The sequence below is a fragment of the Fictibacillus sp. b24 genome, from assembly GCF_030348825.1.
Classification (GTDB): Bacteria; Bacillota; Bacilli; order Bacillales; family Fictibacillaceae; genus Fictibacillus.
Genome location: NZ_JAUCES010000005.1, coordinates 747,517 through 767,731 on the forward strand (window position 1 = coordinate 747,517; position 20,215 = coordinate 767,731).

20 protein-coding genes are annotated in these 20,215 nt (G+C 38.7%); 17 read left to right on the forward strand and 3 right to left on the reverse strand.

The features are described from left to right. Positions 1–139 precede the first annotated feature (139 nt). The 7 genes from QUF49_RS03690 to QUF49_RS03720 all read left to right on the forward strand — a co-directional run bounded on the left by QUF49_RS03690 (position 140) and on the right by QUF49_RS03720 (position 6,762). Complete coding sequence (locus QUF49_RS03690; protein ID WP_289494399.1) at positions 140–2,983, forward strand: hypothetical protein; 2,844 nt, start codon at positions 140–142, stop codon at positions 2,981–2,983. Continuing rightward, complete coding sequence (locus tag QUF49_RS03695; RefSeq protein ID WP_289494400.1) at positions 2,980–3,276, forward strand: EscU/YscU/HrcU family type III secretion system export apparatus switch protein; 297 nt, start codon at positions 2,980–2,982, stop codon at positions 3,274–3,276. Before QUF49_RS03690 ends, QUF49_RS03695 begins: the two co-directional genes overlap by 4 nt. Positions 3,277–3,331: 55 nt before the next feature. Further along, the gene (fliS, locus tag QUF49_RS03700) at positions 3,332–3,745 is read left to right on the forward strand and encodes a flagellar export chaperone FliS (protein WP_289494401.1); all 414 of its coding nucleotides are present in this window, start codon (positions 3,332–3,334) and stop codon (positions 3,743–3,745) included. Positions 3,746–3,760: 15 nt separating this feature from the next. Further along, on the forward strand, positions 3,761–5,593 hold the full coding sequence (locus QUF49_RS03705) for a flagellin (RefSeq protein WP_289494402.1): 1,833 nt from the start codon (positions 3,761–3,763) through the stop codon (positions 5,591–5,593). A gap of 99 nt (positions 5,594–5,692) precedes the next feature. Next, positions 5,693–6,130 (forward strand): YaaR family protein, encoded by a 438-nt coding sequence (locus tag QUF49_RS03710; RefSeq protein WP_289494403.1) that lies wholly within the window; start codon positions 5,693–5,695, stop codon positions 6,128–6,130. A gap of 28 nt (positions 6,131–6,158) precedes the next feature. Next, complete coding sequence (locus QUF49_RS03715) at positions 6,159–6,335, forward strand: YjfB family protein (RefSeq protein ID WP_289494404.1); 177 nt, start codon at positions 6,159–6,161, stop codon at positions 6,333–6,335. A 112-nt stretch (positions 6,336–6,447) separates the two neighbouring features. Beyond that, a complete protein-coding gene (locus QUF49_RS03720) occupies positions 6,448–6,762 on the forward strand; it encodes a DUF5658 family protein (RefSeq protein WP_289494405.1) in 315 nt (104 codons plus the stop codon). Positions 6,763–6,791: 29 nt separating this feature from the next. Here QUF49_RS03720 and QUF49_RS03725 read toward each other — a convergent pair whose 3' ends face one another. The 3 genes from QUF49_RS03725 to QUF49_RS03735 are packed head-to-tail and all read right to left on the reverse strand — an operon-like array spanning position 6,792 to position 9,464. Further along, positions 6,792–8,570, reverse strand: a complete 1,779-nt coding sequence (locus QUF49_RS03725; RefSeq protein WP_289494406.1) for a hypothetical protein — start codon at positions 8,568–8,570, stop codon at positions 6,792–6,794. Positions 8,571–8,572: 2 nt separating this feature from the next. Further along, positions 8,573–9,046, reverse strand: a complete 474-nt coding sequence (locus QUF49_RS03730; RefSeq protein WP_289494407.1) for a PulJ/GspJ family protein — start codon at positions 9,044–9,046, stop codon at positions 8,573–8,575. Then, positions 9,036–9,464, reverse strand: a complete 429-nt coding sequence (locus QUF49_RS03735; RefSeq protein ID WP_289494408.1) for a prepilin-type N-terminal cleavage/methylation domain-containing protein — start codon at positions 9,462–9,464, stop codon at positions 9,036–9,038. Before QUF49_RS03735 ends, QUF49_RS03730 begins: the two co-directional genes overlap by 11 nt. Positions 9,465–9,663: 199 nt before the next feature. Between QUF49_RS03735 and QUF49_RS03740 the strand changes: the two genes are divergently transcribed. The 10 genes from QUF49_RS03740 to QUF49_RS03785 all read left to right on the forward strand — a co-directional run bounded on the left by QUF49_RS03740 (position 9,664) and on the right by QUF49_RS03785 (position 20,182). Then, positions 9,664–11,085, forward strand: a complete 1,422-nt coding sequence (locus QUF49_RS03740; protein ID WP_289494409.1) for a hypothetical protein — start codon at positions 9,664–9,666, stop codon at positions 11,083–11,085. Positions 11,086–11,132: 47 nt separating this feature from the next. Beyond that, entirely contained in the window at positions 11,133–11,888 is a 756-nt protein-coding gene (locus tag QUF49_RS03745) for a PRC-barrel domain-containing protein (protein WP_289494410.1), read from the forward strand. Positions 11,889–11,898: 10 nt separating this feature from the next. Beyond that, the gene (locus QUF49_RS03750) at positions 11,899–13,317 is read left to right on the forward strand and encodes a VanW family protein (RefSeq protein WP_289494411.1); all 1,419 of its coding nucleotides are present in this window, start codon (positions 11,899–11,901) and stop codon (positions 13,315–13,317) included. Continuing rightward, positions 13,314–14,972 (forward strand): GspE/PulE family protein, encoded by a 1,659-nt coding sequence (locus QUF49_RS03755; RefSeq protein ID WP_289494412.1) that lies wholly within the window; start codon positions 13,314–13,316, stop codon positions 14,970–14,972. Before QUF49_RS03750 ends, QUF49_RS03755 begins: the two co-directional genes overlap by 4 nt. A gap of 8 nt (positions 14,973–14,980) precedes the next feature. After that, the gene (locus QUF49_RS03760) at positions 14,981–16,021 is read left to right on the forward strand and encodes a type IV pilus twitching motility protein PilT (RefSeq protein ID WP_289494413.1); all 1,041 of its coding nucleotides are present in this window, start codon (positions 14,981–14,983) and stop codon (positions 16,019–16,021) included. Between the two features lies 1 nt (position 16,022). Further along, positions 16,023–17,231 (forward strand): type II secretion system F family protein, encoded by a 1,209-nt coding sequence (locus QUF49_RS03765; RefSeq protein ID WP_289494414.1) that lies wholly within the window; start codon positions 16,023–16,025, stop codon positions 17,229–17,231. Between the two features lie 50 nt (positions 17,232–17,281). After that, entirely contained in the window at positions 17,282–17,683 is a 402-nt protein-coding gene (locus QUF49_RS03770; protein ID WP_289494415.1) for a type II secretion system protein, read from the forward strand. Between the two features lie 126 nt (positions 17,684–17,809). After that, on the forward strand, positions 17,810–18,793 hold the full coding sequence (gene pilM, locus QUF49_RS03775) for a type IV pilus biogenesis protein PilM (RefSeq protein WP_289494416.1): 984 nt from the start codon (positions 17,810–17,812) through the stop codon (positions 18,791–18,793). Continuing rightward, positions 18,787–19,398 (forward strand): PilN domain-containing protein, encoded by a 612-nt coding sequence (locus tag QUF49_RS03780; protein ID WP_289494417.1) that lies wholly within the window; start codon positions 18,787–18,789, stop codon positions 19,396–19,398. Before pilM ends, QUF49_RS03780 begins: the two co-directional genes overlap by 7 nt. Next, positions 19,385–20,182: a hypothetical protein gene (locus QUF49_RS03785; protein ID WP_289494418.1), complete on the forward strand. Its 798-nt coding sequence runs from the start codon at positions 19,385–19,387 to the stop codon at positions 20,180–20,182. The genes QUF49_RS03780 and QUF49_RS03785 overlap by 14 nt, the downstream gene beginning before the upstream one ends. Positions 20,183–20,215 lie beyond the last annotated feature (33 nt).

Consider the following 20,215-nt stretch of genomic DNA (forward strand, 5'->3'; position numbering starts at 1 on the left):
ATTATTCTGAGATCTTAGTTTATCTAAGATCTCTTTTTGCTCTTCTGCTACCTAATCGCTTTATAAACCCATATCCCTATTAAATACACAAATACTTTTCCGATATATAATGAAAGGTCATTTATTCGGAGAGTGAACTATGAATATCCACAATCATTTAAACCCCAGTCAAATACACAGTACAACTCCAATTAAACAAGGTGAAACCACTACTGCAACTTTAAAAGAAAAGATATCTGCTACTAAAGCTATTCTGGTTATCAGAGGACAAGAATTTCAAGCAGATTTTACAAATGAAATTCCCGAATCTGAAAAGATTAGGTTAAAAGTTTTAAATGTATCTGAAAATACAATACAAGTTGAATCTAAAGTTACATTAAGGAACGGTTTAGATACTCAAAGTAATAATAGTCTTCAATCTATAGAAACAGGAAAAATAATCAGTAATCACAAGGCTTCTGGTCCACTCTTAACTATTATGAATAAAAAAGGTTTACAATCTGATATTGCAATTAACAATCATATAAAGGAAGCTCTTTCTGGAAAATTTGATGAACATCTCAACCTTCTTAATAAAGGTGTATTCAAGGCTATTCAAAACGAAGTAAGAGTTACTACTAATGCAATAAAGAATGAGACAAATCCTGTTTATGTAGTAAAACAGGTTAATCAAACGCTTGGTAGGATTGCTCCATTTATACATCCACAAACTAGTGAAGAGCTAAGTGCCCTTTTTAAAGAATTAAATGTAAGCCTTTCACATGATAAACTTCAAAATGTTAAAGATCGCTTAATTCAAGTTCTTCAACAAGTAGATGCTGACATGCAAGAATCTACTAATAAAGCAGGTAAAGAGATTATTTTTCAAGTGGGAAGTAAAATATCAGATTTACATCCAAAAGAGGTTCTTCTTAAAACGAAAGAACATGTACAACAATTACCAACAGTCATAAAAGTGATAGAAAAAACTCAGGAAATGCTGAAGTCAATAGCTCTAGAACCAAAGTCTTTAGAAAAGTTAGAACGAGCAGTACAAGAAGCGAGACAATATCAACAACTTGGGAGAGAACAGTTAGGAAAAGAAAGGATTATTCATGCGCTGGAACAAATCGAAAATGAACTATCAGAAGTAATAACAAGAAAAGCAGATATACAACTACAACCAAAAGTAGTAATACGGGAAACGAGAGAACAAGTACAGCAATCAGCGAATGTTGCAGAGGCAATTGAAAAGACACAAGAATACATAAAGGCAAACCCTTTCGAACCAAAAGCTATTGAAAAGTTGGAGCGAGCTATACAGGAAGCTAAACAACATCGACATCTTGGAAGAGAACAGCTAGGCAAAGAAATGATTGTTCAAGCATTACAACAACTTGAAAGTGAAACATACATACAAGATGTAATTAATAAAAAAAATTCTCATAATGAAAAAAGCACAGGTCCAAATATAGATGCACAGCAATCTAACTTAAAAATAAATACAACAGAAACTGAACATGGGAAAGTAAAATCTTTCGAAAACAAAACAGAGATTACGAAACAAGCAGTAGATCAGTGGATCAATATGATTCAAAAACAAAGTAAGATAGGGCAAGCTTTAGACTTATTACAAACTGAATTAAGTAAGTATCCAGAAAGTGCTTCCGTTAAGAAAGTAATGGAGTCAATGGAAAGAGCTGCTCAGCATGTTGAAGCAAAAAAGGAACTTGCTGCAAGAAAAGAAATTCATGAAACGCTTCAAATAATAAAACCAACTTTACCAAGTGAATCAACAGAAAATCAAGAGGTGCAATCAATAAACAAGGAAGTAAAATCATTTATTGAGAATTTACCTCTGCTTGATTCTGCCTCAAAAAATATTGTAGTTACTAAAGTTACAGAAAAGCTGGCAAAGGCAACTATTGATTTTAAAGAAGTACAAAGAGAACTTGTTAGAAATTTAAATAATGTTGATAACATGTTGCGTACTCAACATACACAACCTCAAGCAAGGCAACTCATAGAATCTACTATTGCTAAACTAGACAACTCGATTCTAAAGAGCGAGATGATGATTTTATCTGATATGGGGACAGAAAAAAAGCTTCTGCAGGCTAGCAGTCAGTTGGCAGAAGCAAAAAAATTACTTTCAAGCGGGAATCCACATGAAGCACAAAAAATTGTGCAGAACGTCTCAAAATTACTTGAAATCATAAATTGGAAACCATCTGAAGTAAAAGTTATGCACTACACAAATGTATTATCTGATGAGCAACCTCATCATTATGAAAAACAATTTACTAAAACTATCTCTACCATAGCTAACTATTCGGATATGGAGTACGGATCACCGAGAGAAATGTATGAGAAACTGCGCTCACTGGGATTGAACTATGAGCGGGATATTGGAAATTATTTTGCTTCAAACAAACCGGAACATCAATTAAAAGAGATAGAAACGAATAACTTAAAGTATCTTCTCCAGAAAATATCAAGTGAAGATGGATCAGGAAAGTTTACTCAGCAGATTGAACAAACTCTTTCAAATATTACGGGTCAGCAGCTGTTAAGCAAATCAGATCATCAAGGCAGCCAGCAAAATATGATGTTTTCTTTACCTGTTCAATTAGAGCAGCAAATGAAAAACATTAAAGTCTTTGTGAATTCTAAGAAAGATGGACAAAAGGTGGACTGGGAGAATTGCAGTTTGTATTTCTTAATTGAAACACCAAAATTAGGTGAAGTAGGAATTCTTGTTTCTGCATCAGATCGAAAACTATCTTTAACATTAAAAAACAACAGTTACGACTTTGAACAAGTAGCTAAGCCTATTGGGCAAAAAGCAATACAAAGAATAGAAGAGATTGGCTATCAAGTAAACGGAATGAAGTTTACTGATTTGAGAAAAGAACCTGTTCATCAAGATAATAGTATAGAAGTAACCTCACAAGCTCATTTTGTAGATTACACTTCAGAAAGAGGGATGAATTTCACGATATGAACTATCAATTCTCTAATCAAATAAAACGGAAACATGTAAACGGACAAGCAGCTGCTGTTATTCGTTATAACGAGGATACAGGACAAGCTCCTTCTGTTGTTGCGCAAGGAAAAGGGGATGTGGCAAAGCAAATTATAAGTCTAGCCCAGCAACATGATATACCGCTGCAAGAAGATCACCGTTTAATTGGTGAGCTGTTAGACATGGACTTAGGTGAAAGCATTCCTCCCCAACTTTATGCGGTTATGGCAGAAATTTTATTATTAGTAGAAGAATTGGAAAAAAAGTATTAAATTTAAGAGCTTAATTCCGATATAACATTTGAATGATAATACTGGAGGTAGTTGAATGTTCACGGAAGAAGCCTTGCACAAAAAATCACCTGAAGAGCTGACAGCATTATTGTATGAAGCTTTTCTTAGTAACTTGGAAGAAGCTAAAGAAGCTATTGCAAAAAAAGAATTTACTGAAGCAAATACGAAGCTCCAAAAAGCTAGCGATATCTTATATCGATTGGGCGCAGGTTTAAATTATGAAGCAGGCATTATTGCAGATCAATTGGACGAAGTATACAACTATCTCGCAGAAAGTCTTATTCAAGCTAATCTTACAAAAGAAGTTGAACCGATAGAAGAAGCTATTAAGCTTGTAACGGCAATATCAGATGCTTGGAATGAGGCAATGGAAAAGAAAACAGATAGCCTGTCACATACAACTAAACAAAAGAATAAAGCATACGAACAGTTTGCAATTTACGAATAAGAGGAGCTCTTACAAATGAGAATTAATCATAACATTCAAGCCTTAAATGCTTACCGTAACCTTTCACAGAATCAATTCAATACATCTAAAAGCTTAGAAAAACTATCATCAGGACTACGCATTAACCGTGCTGCTGATGATGCAGCTGGACTAGCAATCTCAGAAAAAATGCGCTCGCAAATTCGTGGATTAGAGATGTCAGAAAGAAATGCCTTAGATGCAATCTCTTTAATCCAAACGGCTGAGGGAGCTCTTAACGAAACACATTCAATTCTACAAAGAATGCGTGAACTTTCCGTTCAAGCTGGAAATGACACGTTGGAGTCTCAAGATCGTGATGCTATTCAAGCTGAAGTTGATCAGTTAACAAAAGAATTAGATCGCATTGCGGGTACAACACAATTTAACAAAAAGGAATTACTTCGTGGGGCAGAGGGTGGAAGAGCTTTTGCGAGTGTTTCCTCTACAGATGTAAACTATAAAGGTGCCACTACAAACACTTGGGAAGGAATTGTTACTGCAGATCCTACAGATAAAGCAAGTGTAGAATTGAATTTTGGTTATCAGGTTGGTGATTTAACTAAAGCTAATATTAATGGAAAGACTTTTACAATTAACGGTAAAGTGTATGAAATTGATATTAAGGATGATGCTGCTTTATCGGGATTAAATACAAACAGTAATATAGCAGTTAATGTATCTGGCTGGAAAGAAACTGGTGCAGATGCTGACGGAATAGCTAACATCAATGCTGTTCTAACTTCACTTAAAAATGCTATTACAACAAATGACAATACATTTAGCACGGCAAGTACGATTGTAAATGCAACAAATACTGATGGATCAGATAACAACAGTATTAATAATGGAAAGCTTACTTTAATTACAAACAGCAATATGTCTGCTGAAGAAGCTAGTAAAATATCTGTATCTTCGAATGTTACTGGACTTAATGTTTATCAACCAGGTACTAGTACTCCTACGACAAAATTATACGCTGAACAATCAGCTGATTTAGGAAAAACTAGTTATGTTACGTTTGGTCAAACTCCAAAAGATGGAGACAAACTGAGAATTGATAATCTTGAAATAACATTTACGGACGGAACCTCTGGAGCGGCTACAGGTTTTGTGTGGAGCCCACCTAAAGGTACAGCGCGCATTGATATTACAGGGAAATCTGTATACGATATTCTAACTGATATCGAATCTGTAATGAAAACTGCTGAAGCAAATATAAACAAACCAATTCGCGATGTTTCTGCATACTCAATCATTGGAAACAGTCTACAGCTAACTACTATGGACACGAAGAACGGTTCATCGTTTACAAACAATGTAAACAGTGAGGGCTTAGAAATTCAAATCATCGACAATGACTTTGAAGCTACTGCTGGAAAAGATCTTACTCTAGGAATGCAAATCGGACCAAATGCTAGTGAAAGATTGGATATCACGATTGGTGTTATGGATACAGCTGCACTAGGCCTTGCTTTTAATGCAGATGGTACTCCAATTAAAACACCAGGAGTGGATGCAGTAAAAGGAATTGATGTTTCATCATCTGCTGCAGCTCAAGTTGCAATTTCAGCAATCGATAACGCAATTACAATGGTTTCCGCTCAGCGTTCTAAGCTCGGAGCATTTCAGAATCGTTTAGAACATACCATCAATAACTTGAAAGCTACAAACGAAAACTTGACTTCATCTGAATCTCGTATTCGTGATGTAGATATGGCGATGGAAATGACTAACTTTACGAAGAACAACATCTTAAATCAATCAGCTCAAGCGATGTTAGCTCAAGCAAACCAATTGCCTCAAGGAATTCTACAGCTTTTACAATAATTTTGATTTGAATGGAAGATAGTTCTATATGAACTTATCTTCCATTTATTTTCTGTGATACACTATTTTACAGAAATCACGATTGAGAGGAAGACCGGTGTGAATATTGAAAAAGTAAATCCGTTAAGTTTACTTCGATTAGGTTCTAAAAAAGAAACAACTCTTGAAAAAGTGTCATTTTCAGAAGTGATGGCAAAAGGTCGAGAAGAGAAAACCATTGACCGCTTGCGCGAGTTAGTGTCTAAGATTGAAGATCAAGGGTCGATTTTAGCAGAATCCCGTACGGTTGAAGATTTACGAAAGTACAAGCAGCTCGTTAAAGACTTTATGGACGATGCGATTAAGTCTGGACTTCAGTTAGAAGATCGTCGCGGTTTTACGAGACGGGGGAAATCTAAAATCTATAAAATTGTAGAACAGGTTGATAAAAAGATAATTGAACTTACAGATGCTGTTTTAGTCCAACAAAAAAGCAGTTTAGAAATTCTTGATTTGGTTGGAGAAATAAAAGGATTACTTGTAAACGTATACGCATAATGTCGTAAAAAAGGAAGCAGGTGAAATCATGGACATTGCCTCTCTTTCCGTCATGTTGAACCAATCACAAGTCCAGCAGCAGGCAAACCTTTCCATCATGAAAATGGCGATGAACACAGCTGAACAAAACAGTGTAAATTTTACCAAGATGTTAGAACAATCTGTTCAACCACACTTAGGCAGCAAAATTGATATGAAATTATAAGAAGATCTCCTTTCATGAGGTCTTTTTTATTTGTCGTTTTTTGCAACACATTTCTAGTAAACTTTCTCTCTACTTATGGGTATACTTCATTTAGAGAGAGGAGTGAACTGAGATGGATCGAGTATTTCGGATACAGAAGCATCTATGGGTCTGTTTGTGTTTAGGTATTTTAAATGCGGCAGATGCTTTGTTCACTCATCAGCTGCTCCAAAAAGGCGGGACAGAACTCAATCCCTTAATGCGCAGTTTGTATGAATATGATCCCGTCATCTTTCTCCTCGTTAAATTCTTTTTTACTTACTTAATTATTGCGATAGGGTTTATTCCTTTGAAGAGAAGAGTACAGGTTCTGCTGAACATCGCTTTGCTTGTTTATATGGTTGTAATCACATGGCATGTAATTATTAATGTGTGGCTTGTGAAATAAATAAAAACCTCCCGATTGGGGAGGCTTTATTATTGCAGTTGTCGATCCAGTTGTGAAACGGATAAATCTCTAACGGTCGGTAATCCTTCTGGTGGATTTTTTATTAATTCTGGGTTATATATGATTTTTAAACGAGACTTGGTTGGCGACATCTGAGCTTGTCCTGTTTCGAATACATATGTACCAAGTTTGCCGTTATTCATATTCACTTTCCCACGTGTCGCATTTAATACGACCTTCCGTCCAAAAACACCGCCTTGAATTTCTACGTTAGATCCAACACCGTAAATCTCCATTAAGTCTTCTGAATAAAAGAACCCTCGAATGATGTTGGCAGTATCACCGTATACGTTGTTATTCGCAATTAAAATAGAGTCTTTACCAAAAAGAACGAGTGACTTTTCGATGTTATTCTGATTAATACCTTGCAATCGAGAATAGCGGATGGCCGTTTTTCCAGTTACATAAACGGTTGAATTGAACTTGATATGAGAGCCCCAAATGGTTAGGTCACCATCCACAAAGATTGGACCGTCGATTTCAAACTGTTCATAGTTGTTGTAGGTATAATGATTTGTACTTTTATCCCCAATTACAACGTTTCCGCCGAAGTACGCCCCTTGTTTAAACGATAGCTTACTCCATCCGTCTTTTCCGTTACTGATGGTAATGTCTCTATTTTCAGCGTATGTTCTGGAGCTGAAACGATTAAAAACAAAACTTCCTCTAAACTTGATATCATTCTTTGAGTCCACGAAAACGTTAGAAGAGGCATATTGGTCTCTAATGTGGTCTTTGTGTGGATTGTTGTTAAAATTTGCGTCGTTAACTGCAGTGACAGGAAATGAATTGCCGAACTCAGGAAAGTAATATTGACCCCGCTGACCTTCTATATCAATCGGCGCAAAACTTGGAGTGCGAGTATCGACAATCGGTACGTATTCTTTGTTTACCTCTGTAAAAGAGGTAAAGGCTTCACGAACATTCTCCTTGTTCACTTTTTGGTAAGGTGTTTTGTTGTTAAAGTCCTTTTCTTTAATGTGATCGCTATATTTTACATCCGACGTCATTTTATAGAGGCTTCCTGGAAGGATTAAGTGCGCTTTTCTTCCGTTTTCCCCTTCAACACTTGGCAGATCAGACGAAATCCAGTCGTTGTCTGTCCCAACAATTCCTTTATTCTTCGTAATCAGGTTTCGTTCTACATAAAGGTCACCCTTAATAGCTACGCCTCCATGCAGAAACATGTTGCCGTCATCGTCTCTTTCGGTACATCCGTTTCTTCCTTTACACGGATTATAGGCGCCGAGTGCATAGTTTAACGCTTCGGGTACTTGTTTTGCTCCAAGTTTAATGGTTGATATCAAGGTTTTCGTTTTTCCGTTTACGGTTGCTTGACTATGTAATGTCATCGTTTGGGTCAAATCTTCTGGGTCATTATTTAGTTTTTTTAGATTATAGATCTTAACTTTAAGCGTACCGTTCTCTGCAGGGAGGTTCGCAGTTGGCAAAAACTGATCATTCGCATTCGTGACTTTGTAGTTTTTTATTATTTTATTTAGTGAGTCAGTAAAATCTCTTGCAGGGAGACCAGCGAGTGGCTGTGTTTTCGTTTCTAACAAAGTGGAAAGATAATCAATGCCTTTTTCAGCGAGCTCGACGGATTGAATTTGTGTTTCACGCGCATCTGTTTTCTTGGCGCCGTTAAACGTAGTCGTTACTAAAGAGAGGCCAGCTACGGAAAAAATGACAATCATTAAGAGAACAATGATGAGTGTATTTCCTCTTTCAGATAAAAGATTCTTCATTTCTACTCCTCCAATAGTCCGAACTGACTTTGTAGTGTTAGCGGCTTAGCTTGTTCATTTTTTTTGCTTTTAACGTTCAAGATGACTTTTACGCTTTTCCCTGTTTTTATGATAGATGAATCCTTAAAATCATAATCTCCAGAACTAATGGGCTGACCATCTATGACGGGTACGTGATCGAGAAAACCAACTGTTTTTGAAGAGTTCTGATTAATCTCGTATACAAGCACATTCTGGCTGCCGGTTGAAGCATTTTTTACTTTGGATACAGGTGCCGTATATAGAGCATCAATAATTTGTGACATAACAAGATCTGCTTCATCTCGAATGAGCGTTTCATTGTAAATCTTTTTTTCTGTATTTAATCCACTGAGCAAAACAAAATAAACGACTGTACCGATAATAGAAAAAAGAACGAGGGAGAGGAGTGATTCAATTAAGGTGAGACCTTTTTGATTTCGTAAGTTATTTAACATTTTTCACATATCCCTCTACAGATGTGACTTGATCTTTTTGGTTGCTTTTATAGTAGATGGTTACTTTAACAGGGAAGAGATTGATAGAGGTTTCTTCACCTTGTTGTGATGTTACTGTGATTTTTGTTTCGTATTTGTTGTTGTTGATCATCGTTTCATATAAATCTCTGCAACTTGATTTTGTACATTGGTTCTTATCGTATGTATTAGGAGAAGCTTTAATCTCGTATGAAGCATAATCGTTCTGTAACCGTTCTAATGTCATTCGTGCTAGATTAGTTGCGACTAGTTTGTTGTTGTTTCCAGCAGATATTTGGTTGGCCTGATTAAAAAATTGAGAAATACCGATCACCGAAACAGAAAGGATGGTTAGTGAAATGAGCACTTCTATTAGTGAAAATCCTTTTTCTGAAAGCATTGCACACAACCTCCTACCTTTTAATCAGTATAAAAGTACTATTAATCTCTTGTGTTCTACTTGATTATACAATATTATTAGAAAAAATTGATATTATTGGATGTTTTTTAGTAAATTTGTAGTATTATAGGTTTAATTAGCGAATATTGGAATGGGGGAGAGGTCAATCATACCATTTATTGTTTTATTCACTTTTACATTGATTGCAGGTACGGTGCTGTATTTTTATCCGCCAAACATTCCATTGAAGTTTAAGATGACGCTGTTAGGGCTGGCGTTTTTGCTGGCTTTAGGAGGTTTGTTTATATTAGATCACTTATCGTATGGGTTAGCACTTGCTGCTATCTTGGGGATTGCTTTCGTTATTTCTTATGTTACTGAAAAAAGAATGAATCTTGTCACAGTTGCTGCAGGTGGAAAAATTACAGAAGAATTAGTGTCTAGTAAATCAGAGGTGAAACTAGATGATTCTAAAGTGAACGTAGGAGCTTTGGGTTCAGAAATTGCTGTGACTATTGATGAAGTACCCGTTTCAGAAGAAATTGAAATGAAGCAAGAAGTGACGTCTGAAAATTTAAATGTAGAAGTGATTCCAGAGCTTAACTCGACTGAACCGATAGACGTCATTGAACTTCTTGATATGGAGTTAGAAGAGTTCATAATTGAGGAAACTGAAATCGCTGAAATTGAAGTAGCAGAACCTGCCCAGGAATTAGAGCTGAAAAATCAACTTGCCGAGCTTACGGATGATGAGTTTGCCTTCCTTACCGAAACAAGAGAAATTTCTGAAGAAGAGGTTACGGATTTGCCTGTTGCCACCGATATAGAAGATGTGGACATTTTCTTGCAACGTTCTGCTCTATTGGAAGAACTAGATGAGGAAGAAACGCATGAAGAATTATCTCAAGAGGAAAAAATCGTTTTACTAGAAGAAGTCGTTGAGATGGTAGATGAAGTTCCTCACACCGACGAAGAAGAGGAAGTTTATATTCCAGCGTTAAGTACTCCTGCCTATGCTGAAGAAGTTATAACGGCGGAGGAAATTGTAACTGAAACAGAAGAAATACCTGTCACAGAAGAAATCCACTTCATAGAAGAACCAATCAACTTAGAAGAAATCCTCATGAAAGATCCAGAACACGTTAATACAACTCCAGATCAAATTGAAGCCATCGTTGAAGAAATAGTTATAGCAAATGTTATAGAAGAAGTAGAAGAAATAGACGCAGCTGAATTTTCAGAAGCAACAGTTGAAGAGCAGGGTGCTGATACGTTTGAAACAGAAACTGATAATCAAGTAGTAGAAGAAACAAAGTTTGAACCTGCAATACCTGATATGAATGCTGAAGTGCAGGATATGCTGCTTAACACCTTATTTTCTTATCAGAACCAAGGTGATTACGCGTCTTATCAAGTGATGGCAGAAACGATTTTGAATCAACCATTATCAGACAAAGATTATTATCTGTTTGGAAAGCTTTTACTAGATTCATATGCAGAGTCAAATGAATTTACTAGAGTTCGTGACTTGTTAGAAGTTATGGAAGCAAGGTTACAGTCATACCCCGTAATTGCAGAAGAGCTAGAACGGTACAAAGATATTTTTCTTGTAAAACAATAACTTTATTACAACATATTATTTAAACATAAAAGGACTGGGTGAGTGTTATGAAAAAGAGTAATCAATTTGTTGGGCTACCTATTATCAGTATTGCAGATGGAGCAGAAGTCGGGCACGTAAAATCGTTAGTTGTAAATCCGAAAGAAGGAATGGTTGATTTTCTAACGGTTGAACATGCGGATTGGCAGATCAGCGTACGTGCTGTTCCTTTTAAAAAGATTGTTGGTGTTGGTGAGTTTGCTGTCATGATCGAAGACAGTACTTCTATTTTTGATCTTACGGAGATTCCGATTGCGAACGAACTAGTACAAAAGAAAATCAACGTAGTGGGTGCTAAGCTGATTGACCGTAAAGGACAGCTGATTGGTGAAACGACTGAGTTTTTCATTAACGAAGACACAGGGGCAATTTTAGGGATTGAGCTATCTCTGCGTTCTAAAAAAGTGATTCTTTCTTCAGAACAGCTCATTACATATGGCCGTGACCTGATCGTTATTAAAGAAGAAGCACAATTAAACTTTTTAGATAAAGCGGAAATGCTGTTTGGTGATTTTAATGAAGTTTGTAACTTAAATGAAGTCGCAGCAACTGTGGAACCATCAGAAGAAACTCAAGAACTGTCCGAGTTTCAGGAAAAACAGTTAACACTTCTGACGGGAAGAACGACAACGAAAGATATTTTTGAAAGAAACGGTGAGCTGTTATTTCCAAACGGAACAACTTTAAAGAAAGAGGATGTTAGGAAAGCTCAAGAAAAAGGACCAGCTGTATTAGCTGAACTTTCCATGAACGTTGTAGGCTAAAGAAAAAGCGATGGCTAAAAGAGAATTCAACCACAAAAATTTTCTTGCGATCTTTGCATCCCTTAGCCTTGCAGCTCTTTTTCTTTTCTTTCTCAGTCACTTAGGGACAAAGGTATACTCTAATTTTTTCGAAGCAGATATGTATGGTGAGGGGGTCGTTTTAGCCTCCATACCATTAGAAGGTGTTGTGAAATCAGAGGCTATCACGTTAGTAAATGATAAGGTCTCTAAGTGGCAGAATGAACATCCTGTGTATCTTGTTTATAACGATAAAAAAGTGAAACTATCGGCTGATGTGTGGCAGTTTCAGAATGAAGAAAGTCTCAAAAACATTTCAGATGAATCTTCGTCAATGATAGTTAGCGTGAACAAAGAGGCTGTTCAACAGTCACTACAGCAGCTCCAAGTTTCGGGACTTCAAGAATTACTGGATGAAGATATGCTATATGCGCATTTGAAGAAAATAGGCTCAAGCCTACAAACTACAGATACTGAAGTTCCGATCAATGAGTTTCTGACGACATTTGGTCAAGCGGAAGAAATTGTGAGTGAAAACACGGTTAAACTTCCGGGTGAAAACGTGCTGTTAGTAGAGTGGGTAAAAGGGCTAGAAAACTATGAGATCCAACCTGGAGAAGTGTTTTCTCTTATAGGAGCGATTGAGGATGTGGGTTTGACAGCACAAGACTCCATTGATCTAAATGTGCTGGCGAGCGGGATTTATTCAGCCGTTCAAAAAACAAACTTTACAATCATTGAACGCCATACATCAAGAGAGTTGCCAGATTACGCGTCACTTGGATTTGAAGCTTTCGTTAAACCAGCTGATATGGATTTTGCTTTTAAAAATCCGAACGCTTCTTCTTATAAATTGAACTTTGTCGTGACGGATAGTAACTTAACGGTTTCCATCGTTGGGGTGCCATTGCCTTATACATATACCGTGAAAGTGGACAAAGAAGTTTTTAAGCCGAAAACCATTATCCATTTTAATGATCAGCTCGCGTCTATTTTTAGTGCCGTTACAGTAAACGGAGGCAGTGAAGGTTATTTGGTAACAGTTACCCGAAAATCGTTTGGTTCAGGTGGGGAAGAAGTCGCATCTGAGAAGTTAGCAGAAGACTTTTATCCGCCGAAACATCGCATTGAAGAAAGAGGTTATCCAGTAGAGGAAGAAGAGTCGACTGAAACGGCACCAGAAGAAGGTACCCCTGTTACGCCGTATCCGTACCCATATCCGTATCCTTATCCATACCCATACCCGTACAATCCGGATCCTGCTAATCCATTGCCTACTCTTCCTGTTTTACCTGGTATACCTGGAACGGATCCGAGTGATAAACCTATACCGCAGATGCCTGTTCCTGAAAAAGGGAAAGAAACGACAACGAGTAATCCTGAAAAAGAGAGCGATGGTGATGTGCAATGATCGTTCCTAAAAAACGTCTTGGGGATTTGTTAGTAGAGTCTGGTTTGATCTCTGATGAGGTTCTTCAGCAAACTTTAAAAGAAAAGCGCAGCAACCAAAAGCTCGGGGATGCGCTAATCGAAAAAGGATTGTTGACGGAACAGCAGCTGATTGAGGTATTGGAGTTTCAGCTGGGGATTCCGCATATCAGTCTGTACCGTTATCCGATTGACGAACAAGCGGTAGCCATCGTTCCTAGAGAGTTTGCTCGCAGACATTTTCTGATGCCGGTAAAAAAAGAAGGGGACAAGCTTTTCGTCGCCATGGCAGATCCGATGGATTTTACCGTTATTGATGACCTGCGGCTTACTACCGGTTTTCAGATTGAACGAGCCATCTCTGCAAAAGACGATATCATTCGTGCGCACAACAAGTATTACGATATCGATGACTCAATGGAAGAGTTTCTGAATCTAATTCCGCAAGGGGCGTCAGATGACAGCCGAATGACAGAAGAGGACTCGCCGATTGTAAAACTCGTAAACCAGATTATTCAGCAAGGTGTTCAGCAAAAAGCAAGTGATATTCATTTTGATCCGCACGAAACAAAACTTGTTGTACGGTACCGAATCGACGGGATGCTGAAGACCGAGCGAAGTCTGCCAAAGCATATGCAAAACATGCTGACCGCGCGTATTAAAATCATGGCGAATTTAAACATTACAGAAAGCCGTTTGCCTCAGGATGGCCGTATAAAGATGACACTTGATATGCATCCGGTGGATTTGCGTGTTTCGACGTTGCCAGCTATATATGGGGAGAAAATCGTTCTGCGTATCCTTGACCTAGGAAGTTCATTGAACCACTTAGAGAATCTAGGATTTAACAAACTGAACATGCAGCGGTTTTCGAATCTGATTAAACAACCTAACGGCATTATTTTAATCACTGGACCTACTGGATCAGGAAAATCGTCAACGCTGTACGCCGCTCTAAACAAGTTGAACACGGAAGAAGTGAACCTGGTTACGATTGAAGATCCAGTTGAGTATCAATTGGGCGGGATCAACCAGATTCAAGTGAATGCAAACGTTGGACTAACGTTTGCAAGCGGGCTGCGATCGATACTTCGTCAAGATCCAGACATCGTCATGATTGGGGAAATTCGTGATACAGAAACGGCTGAAATTGCGGTTCGTGCTTCTTTAACCGGCCACTTGGTTCTAAGTACGCTCCACACGAACGACTCCATCGGTACAATTGCCCGTTTGACGGATATGGGAGTAGAACCTTTTTTAGTAGCAGCCTCCTTATCAGGCGTTGTTGCTCAGCGTTTGGTACGAAGGATTTGCCGTGATTGTAAACAAACGTTTAAAGCGACGGAACGGGAAAAAGAGATCTTTGCAAAACGAGGCATAAAGATTGAAGCCGTTTCGCGCGGAAAAGGCTGCGGTATGTGCAACAGTACAGGCTATAAAGGGCGCATTGCACTTCATGAAGTTTTAGTGATTGATGAACATATCCGCCAGCTGATCATGAACAACCGTCCTATTATCGAGTTGCGTGATTATGCGATGAAAAATGGAACCATTTTCTTGATTGATGACGGTTTCTTAAAAGTAAAACAGGGCTTAACGACGACTGAAGAAGTCTTGCGTGTAGCAATCAACGAGTAGGTGCAAACATGAAAGAGAAATTGGAACAATGGCTTCGAGCGGCTTTTCAATTAAAAGCGTCAGATGTTCACCTGTCCGTTGGCATGCCTCCTGTTTTTCGTATCAATGGGGGACTGAAACGTTACGGAAGTGAGTCTCTAAAGCCAGAAGACACGCTCCAAGTGGCGCAAATTGTGATTGATGAAAAGTATTATCCAGAGTTTGAAGAAGTAGGAGAAATTGATATCTCTTACGGCATTCAAGGGTTGTCTCGATTCCGGGTGAACGCTTATCGTCAGCGTTCGTGTGTAAGTCTTGCTTTTCGGATCATTCCGACGTCCATTCCTAGTATGGAAGATTTAGCGTTGCCTGAAAGTGTGAGAAAGATGGCAGGGAAACACCAAGGCCTCGTGTTAGTTACAGGACCTACTGGCAGCGGGAAGTCGACGACTCTTGCCTCGATGATCGATTTTATGAACCGGAGTATGAGCCGGCACATAATTACGTTAGAGGACCCAATCGAGTACTTGCATCGCCATCGAACGTGCGTGATCGACCAGCGCGAAATTGGTTTTGACACCAATAACTTCGCAAATGGTCTTCGCGCAGCACTCCGCCAGGATCCTGATGTGATTTTACTCGGGGAAATGCGAGATCTGGAAACCATTGCGACCGCCATTACAGCTGCGGAAACGGGTCACCTTGTTTTAGGTACACTACATACGACAAATGCATCCTCAACGATTGATCGGATTGTTGATGTGTTTCCGCCAGAACAACAAGGTCAGATTCGTATTCAATTAGCATCTGTGTTAGTCGGTGTGATGTCGCAAAGGCTGCTTCCGACCATTGATGGAAAAGGACGCAAGGCAATAACTGAAGTATTAGTGAATACGCCTGCAGTAGCGAACCTGATCCGCAATGAGAAAATTCACCAGATTCATAGTGTAATGCAGACGAGCAAGAACGCTGGGATGCATACGTTCGAAATGTCGGCCAAGGAAGCTCTTGAACGCAATGAAGTTTCAAGAGAGTTCGTGGAGCCATATCTCCTAGAGAAGGGAGGCTAAGATGGCGCAGTTTAGTTATGTGGGTCGTGACAAAAGCGGGAAGAAACGATCAGGTTCTGTACTTGGACTTTCAAAACGTGAAGCGGTTCTAAAGTTGAAAGAAAAAGGAATTGCTGTTACAGAAGTGCAAGAAATGAAACAAACGCTGTTTAACAAAGAAATCTCGTTAGGCAGTCCTGTAAAATCGCAGCAGTTCGTCATCTTCTTAAGGCAGTTTGCGACATTGCTGAGAGCAGGTGTATCTGTCGTTGATTCCACAAGCATTTTGGCGGCTCAAACAGAAAGTAAAGCGCTGCAGAAGGTGTTAGCGGATGTGGAGGAGGAGCTTCGTCAAGGAAATCCTTTATCTAGTGCTATGAGCCGGCACCGAAATGTTTTCCCGCCGATGGTCATCAACATGGTGTCTGCCGGGGAAGCAGGTGGTAGTTTGGACGACACGCTCGACCAGCTCGCCACTTATTTTGAAAAACAGCATTATACGAAGCAAAAAATCATTTCAGCTATGATGTATCCGATGATTGTCGGAGTGGTGGCGGTGTTTGTTGTCATCTTCCTGCTTGCAAAGGTTGTGCCAACGTTTGCGGCCATGCTGCAAGATGCAGGAGGAGAATTGCCTGCAATCACACTGTTTGTCCTAGCAGCAAGTCAATTTGTACAAGAGTTTTGGTGGCTTTTGATCACACTTTTTGTACTGCTTTATCTAGCACTCTTGATTATTCGCAAAAATAAATCCAGCCGGTATTACTTTGATTATGTGATTTTAAAAGTACCCGTATTCGGCAAGTTGCTTCAAAAGTCAGCATTGGCACGTATGACGCGTACATTAAGTTCATTGTTCTCTAGCTCCGTTCCAATTCTGCAGTCTCTTTCGATTGTGGAGAAAGTAGTAGAGAACGAGGTGGTAGCGAAAGTGATTCGCGAGTCCAGAAGTTCTTTGGAAACCGGACAGCGGTTAACAGAACCAATGAAAAAACATTGGATTTTCCCACCGCTTGTGACCCAGATGATCTCCATTGGAGAAGAAACAGGATCTCTTGATGAAATGCTTTCAAAAGTGGCTGACTTTTATGAAAAAGAAGTAGAAACCGGGACTGATCGTTTGAAGGCAATGATTGAGCCGTTGATGATTGTTTTCTTGGCTTCGGTTGTAGGGACAATTGTTGCTTCTGTTATGGTACCGATGTTTGAAATCTATAAAACAATTGGTTAAAACACACTAAAAATTAAAACACACTAAAAATAAAGGGGAGTTAAGAAACCATGTTAAACAAGCTATTAAAAAAGTATGCGAAGAATGAAAAAGGTTTGACGTTGATTGAATTGCTGGTAGTAATTGTTATTTTAGGGATTATTGCGGCGATAGCAGTTGTGAGTATTGGTGGTATTGTTGGAAAAACAAAAGATAAAGCTGCAGTTACAGAAGCAGTTCAAATTATTAATGCTGCAAAGTTGGCACAATCTGAAGATAGTAAAAAGGTAAGTTGGACTCCGACTGAACTAGAATCTTACGTTAGTAATCTAAAAGATACTACATGGACAGTTACCTTAAGTGGGAAAGAATATAAAATTGCCAACCATGAAGGTGGAAAAGTAGCAGCAAAAACTCCAGATGCAGAAGCAACTGTCACGGAAGAACAATTGACTAGCTTTCTTAATCAATAAAGTTATAATGAATATCCTCCCTTTAGGGAGGATATTCATTAACACTTCTTTTCACAATTTCATTAATTATGTGAAATTGTTAAAGGAAGTGTTAATTGTTACACATCTAATATAGAGGTGGTACATATGAGATTCAATCTAGGTCTCTTCAACAAAAAAAGAATCAACCTTATACTCCAAGACCACGTCATCCGTTATTTGGACTATCGCACCCCGGAAGACCTAGACGTTAAAAGCTCCGGCGAGCGCTACCTTCCAGTAGGTCTCATTCAAGATGGCATCATCACCGACCGAGACACCCTTCTCAATATATTAGAAGAGTGTGTAGAGGAGTGGAGTATTAAAGGCCGTGAAGTTCAGTTTCTAATACCTGACAGCAAACTTGTCATTCGTAAACACCAAATTCCCACTAATCATAAAGATGAAGAAATCAAAGGCTATCTTTACATGGAGCTAGGGAATACCATCCATCTTCCATTCGAGGATCCTGTCTTTGATTATGTATTACTTGAAACCGATGTAGAAAAGAGAGAGATTCTTCTTTTTGCAGCTTCTGAAAAGATGGTACATGATTATTCATCTTTGCTCACAGATGCTAAATTAAAACCTGTTGTTGCTGATGCTTCTTGCGTTTCCCTTTACCGTCTTATTTTCATGAAAAATCTCGTGTCAGAACAAGATCATACGCTCTGTTTGCAGTTTGATATACCTGCTGTGCAATTAAGTATTTTTCATCAACATAAGCCTTATTTCTTTAATCATTTGAAGATGGAAACAGACTATAAAAGCTGGAATTTCAAGCAGCATTCCACGGGCGTTCAGAAGATTATTTGGCAAGGTGATTCGGGTTACGTGCACGGATTGATTGAAGATAAACTTGTTGAGATTGAACGTATCGTTAACTATTACAAGTTCACGATTAATCACGGTGAACAGGGTGTGACAAAAGTGATTTTATCAGGTGAACTCCCAGAGTTAGCGTACATACAAGAGAGGCTTGCATCCAAGCTGGACGTGCCTGTACTCACAATCGATCAGTCGGATCAGCAGCTGCCGTCTCAGTTTGATGTTGTTTTAGGACTTGGTTTAAAAGAGGTGCAGCTATGTTAGTCGACATTAATCTGTTACCCGTCAAGGAACAGAAATCGTTTAAGACTACCATTCTATTAATTGTCGCTGTTGCCATGCTCTTAGGATCGGGTACGTGGCTTGGTCTTGACTATTATGTGAGTACAGGTGAATTACAAGAAAAAGAACGATTGTTAGAGCAAGAGAAGCTGTTGGTACAAACACAGTTGAAAAACCAGCAGCAATTAGGACCAGTTGTTAAGTCTGCACCGCTCTCAGAGAAAATCGAGTACATACGCGGTAAAAAAATTGCGGCTACCGATCTCCTTCAGCACCTTGTCGCACTTCTGCCTGAACGCGGTTTTTTTATGAAATACGAATATAAAGATAAGAAAACGATACTCGTTGAAGCACAGTTTGATACATTGGCGGAAACCTCGCACTATTTATATGAACTAACAAATTCTCCATATTTAGCTGCAGCGACTATTGAAAAAATGGAAACGACGAACTTTGAAGAAATCAATGAAGGCGAGGATATGACGGCGATGCAAAACATCCTGCCTCGTTACCGAAGTCTTTATAAAATTGAATTTGACAAAGAGAAAATTCTAGAGTTAAAAGGTGAAGAGAATGACACAGAATAAAAAACTTCTATCCTATGCAGCAATTGGAGTCATCCTTCTATTTTTAATGTGTGGGATTTATGGTTATTTTGGCTTGTTATCTCCACTTCACCAACAAATTGAATCTGTTGATGCGGAGATGAAGCAGCAAAAGACATTCTTAGATAATGCGACAGCACCGGCAGCTGTTACAACACAAAATAGTGAGAACACATTCGCCCTTCAAGAAGAAGTCCCTGTTAAACCACTCGTCGATCAACTTATGCTGCAGTTTGAAAAAGCGGAAGTTTTATCAGACAGTTTAATTTTAACGATGGACTTTAGTGACGGAGAAGCATCAGAAGATGAAGAAGTGGCAGAAGAAGAAAATACTGAGGAAACAGCACCTGAAGTAAATGCAGAAGCGGAAACAGATGCCCCAGCTGCGGAAGAAAACGTTTCAAATGCAGATGACGATATAGATACAAGTGAAACAACCACACCGCCTGCACCAGAAGTGTTACCTCAAGGCGTGAAAAAGATCACAGCTGAAATGTCTGTTGTATCCAAAAACTATGAAGGCATTCTAAAGTTCATTAAGACGGTTGAAGAGTTGAAACGTGTAATTGTCGTGGAAGCCATTACGTTTTCAGGAATGGACGAACTGGAGATGGCAGCAGCAGACGCAGTTACCAATCAACTCAAATACGAGATCACCATTTCAGCGTATTACTTACCCGAGCTCACTGACTATCTAAAAGACCTTCCTCGAGGAGAATTTCCTGCTCCAAACGGAAAAGAAAACCCACTTATTCAAGAAAATTGATGCAGAAAAGCCAATCACCCGTATTAGGATGAC

What these genes read in the sequence shown, in the direction of transcription:
- QUF49_RS03690 (WP_289494399.1), top strand. Translation starts at nt 140, where the DNA reads ATGAATATCCACAATCATTTAAACCCCAGTCAAATACACAGTACAACT.
- QUF49_RS03695 (WP_289494400.1), top strand. Translation starts at nt 2,980, where the DNA reads ATGAACTATCAATTCTCTAATCAAATAAAACGGAAACATGTAAACGGA.
- fliS (WP_289494401.1), top strand. Translation starts at nt 3,332, where the DNA reads ATGTTCACGGAAGAAGCCTTGCACAAAAAATCACCTGAAGAGCTGACA.
- QUF49_RS03705 (WP_289494402.1), top strand. Translation starts at nt 3,761, where the DNA reads ATGAGAATTAATCATAACATTCAAGCCTTAAATGCTTACCGTAACCTT.
- QUF49_RS03715 (WP_289494404.1), top strand. Translation starts at nt 6,159, where the DNA reads ATGGACATTGCCTCTCTTTCCGTCATGTTGAACCAATCACAAGTCCAG.
- QUF49_RS03720 (WP_289494405.1), top strand. Translation starts at nt 6,448, where the DNA reads ATGGATCGAGTATTTCGGATACAGAAGCATCTATGGGTCTGTTTGTGT.
- QUF49_RS03725 (WP_289494406.1), bottom strand. Translation starts at nt 8,570, where the DNA reads ATGAAGAATCTTTTATCTGAAAGAGGAAATACACTCATCATTGTTCTC.
- QUF49_RS03730 (WP_289494407.1), bottom strand. Translation starts at nt 9,046, where the DNA reads ATGTTAAATAACTTACGAAATCAAAAAGGTCTCACCTTAATTGAATCA.
- QUF49_RS03735 (WP_289494408.1), bottom strand. Translation starts at nt 9,464, where the DNA reads ATGCTTTCAGAAAAAGGATTTTCACTAATAGAAGTGCTCATTTCACTA.
- QUF49_RS03745 (WP_289494410.1), top strand. Translation starts at nt 11,133, where the DNA reads ATGAAAAAGAGTAATCAATTTGTTGGGCTACCTATTATCAGTATTGCA.
- QUF49_RS03750 (WP_289494411.1), top strand. Translation starts at nt 11,899, where the DNA reads ATGGCTAAAAGAGAATTCAACCACAAAAATTTTCTTGCGATCTTTGCA.
- QUF49_RS03755 (WP_289494412.1), top strand. Translation starts at nt 13,314, where the DNA reads ATGATCGTTCCTAAAAAACGTCTTGGGGATTTGTTAGTAGAGTCTGGT.
- QUF49_RS03760 (WP_289494413.1), top strand. Translation starts at nt 14,981, where the DNA reads ATGAAAGAGAAATTGGAACAATGGCTTCGAGCGGCTTTTCAATTAAAA.
- QUF49_RS03765 (WP_289494414.1), top strand. Translation starts at nt 16,023, where the DNA reads ATGGCGCAGTTTAGTTATGTGGGTCGTGACAAAAGCGGGAAGAAACGA.
- QUF49_RS03770 (WP_289494415.1), top strand. Translation starts at nt 17,282, where the DNA reads ATGTTAAACAAGCTATTAAAAAAGTATGCGAAGAATGAAAAAGGTTTG.
- pilM (WP_289494416.1), top strand. Translation starts at nt 17,810, where the DNA reads ATGAGATTCAATCTAGGTCTCTTCAACAAAAAAAGAATCAACCTTATA.
- QUF49_RS03780 (WP_289494417.1), top strand. Translation starts at nt 18,787, where the DNA reads ATGTTAGTCGACATTAATCTGTTACCCGTCAAGGAACAGAAATCGTTT.
- QUF49_RS03785 (WP_289494418.1), top strand. Translation starts at nt 19,385, where the DNA reads ATGACACAGAATAAAAAACTTCTATCCTATGCAGCAATTGGAGTCATC.